This is a genomic window from Paramaledivibacter caminithermalis DSM 15212 (assembly GCF_900142245.1).
GTDB lineage: Bacteria > Bacillota > Clostridia > Peptostreptococcales > Caminicellaceae > Paramaledivibacter > Paramaledivibacter caminithermalis.
Window position 1 is genome coordinate 12,076 of record NZ_FRAG01000004.1, and the last position, 2,490, is coordinate 14,565.

2 protein-coding genes are annotated in these 2,490 nt (G+C 27.5%); both read left to right on the forward strand.

Features of this window, described 5'->3' with window-relative positions:
* The first annotated feature begins 442 nt into the window (after positions 1 to 442).
* The gene (csx20, locus tag BUB36_RS02295; protein WP_084111607.1) at positions 443 to 832 is read left to right on the forward strand and encodes a CRISPR-associated protein Csx20; all 390 of its coding nucleotides are present in this window, start codon (positions 443 to 445) and stop codon (positions 830 to 832) included.
* Between the two features lie 291 nt (positions 833 to 1,123).
* Positions 1,124 to 2,284, forward strand: coding sequence for a Card1-like endonuclease domain-containing protein (locus BUB36_RS02300; RefSeq protein ID WP_073146777.1), 1,161 nt, complete (start codon positions 1,124 to 1,126; stop codon positions 2,282 to 2,284).
* Positions 2,285 to 2,490 lie beyond the last annotated feature (206 nt).

Below are 2,490 nucleotides of genomic sequence, written 5' to 3' on the forward strand. Positions count from 1 at the left end.
AAAAGTTTATAGATTACCTATAAGGGATTGAAACCGTTCATCATAACGCCAATCATAATCATCATAGTTCAGGGTTTATAGATTACCTATGAGGTAACTCCAATTAAACTTGATAATTCAATTAAAAAGATAAAGGGTATAGAAATCTTAAGTCCTTTATTATGTGAAGAAGATATTTTTGAATATGAACTCAAAAAGCTACTTAAGTTAAATGAAAAATATGAGTTTTTTTTCAATGAAATAGATAATAAGAAGTTTCTCTTTTCAAATTCATTTAAGGGATATCACCTTAAAAATAGTATTTGTCTTGGAGATAAAAGAATATATTATAAAGGAAAAATAGGGAAGATACATTTTAAAGAAGATATAAAGCCTGACATTTTTCTAAATCTCTTAAAAGTTATAGGTATGGGGAGACTTTATGCACTAGGGGGAGGAAATATTGAATTTATTAGCTATAATGTCTCATGAGCTTCTAGATGAGCAAAGAGAAGAAGCACAAAACCAGCTAGGCGTTACTGAAATAAAAATATTGCCAAATGAGTTACTTAAAATTTGGAGATCTATAGACCCTATAGGTGAATTACCTATTGAAGAGTTATATAAAATAGTCCAATGGATTGATATGGAATCAAGTCTAAATGATTACATTTTGATACAGGGAGAATATGGAGGTACATTCTACTTAGTAGATTATTGCTTAAAAAATGGCAGAATTCCTATTTATGCCACTACAAATAGGGTTGTAGAAGAAAAGAGAGAAGGGGACCATATAGTTACAAAAAGGATATTCAAGCATGGTTGCTTGAGGAGATATATAGGATTTACATAAAAATAAATTTCAAATAAAATAATGAACTCTGCTACATTTTTTATTTGAAATTTATTAAACCTTGAAGTTGTTTATCTTTAGTAATTTTTTAATATTTGAGAGATGAGAAGGTTTTTTATTAAATGTGGGAAAAATACAAATATAGTGTTTTCAATGGTGAAATGGGTCTATAAATTACCTACAAGGATTTAACCTTTACATAAAAATTATTCAAACATATTTAAAATCCTACAGGATTTTTTATTTTTTTGTCAAATAAGTTAGTCAATACATAGAATAGCAGGTGATATTATGAAATGTGAAGTACTAATAAATTTTATAAGTGATTATAATGATCATAATATTGTTGCATTATACAAGATGCAGCCTGAGGAGGCTATTTTTATACGATTAAATAATGAAGATGAAAAGGAAATATTTAATGAATTAGAGGAATTTTTAAGGGAAAAGATGCCTCGTATTAAAGTGGAAGAAAGAATAGTTGGTTTAGATGATTTATCAAAAATAAAGGATATTTTACTTGAATATAAGGGAAAACAAACAATTATAAATATCTCTGGAGGCAGTAGAATACAGGCTATATATGCAAATCAAATTGCAAGAATAAATAATATCCAATCCATGATTGTAGATATGCAAAGCAAGAAAATATATAGTATAAGCAATGATGAATTGACTGAGTATCATGAAAAATTCATAGAACTATCCATTAAAGATATACTTGAAAGTACTGGTAAGGATATATTATTTGAGGCTACCAATGATATGGATGAACTCATTAAGGCAGGGATAGTAGATTTTATAATTAGAAATCTTGATATATGGAATGATGTAAAAAGGATATTTACTGATCGTAATAAGGTATTAAGCTGTGATGAGTCATATTTAACTATGAGTGTTAGATGGAAGACAATAAATATGGCTTTGAGAAATAAGATTTATGAACTAATGAATATATTAGAAAGAAATAGACTCATTTACGTTTATAGTAATAATAAATATGCCATGAAGTTTAAGTTTAAAAATATAGGTATAAAGAGATATTTTTTGATTTCGGGAAGCTGGCTTGAGGCTTTAACCTATAAATGTATAAAGGAGATTAAGGGAACAGATGATGCAAAAAGCGGAGTAGTTTTTGTTTGGGATGACAATAATAGAATTAAAAATGAAATAGATGTAATGGCAGCTTTAGATTCTACTTTAGTATGTATTTCATGTAAGGATACAAAAAACTATGACGAAGATGATTTAAACGAAATAGATGTCTATGCAGAGGAACTTGGAGGAGAAGATGTAATAAAAATTCTTGTATCAACTCACCAGCCCCATAAAAGGACAGTATCAAAAAGAGCTAAGGAAATGGATATTGATTTGATAATATTTGATGGAGATGTAGAGAAATTTAAGAGGAATTTAAAATTAGCTATTAATAAAGATTTTGCATTATGTTAATAATACAATGATTTTGAACTTTGATAAAGATAAATATGTTAATTATTAGAAATCAATAATAATTATATACAGGATTTTAATGTCGTCGACCACCAATAGTGCAAAAACCCTAGGAGGTCGACGACATTTTAGTTTTTGGAACTATATAGTAATTACAATGATTATAAGATTTTATAAAAAAAAGAAGGATATTTTTGACTGATGTA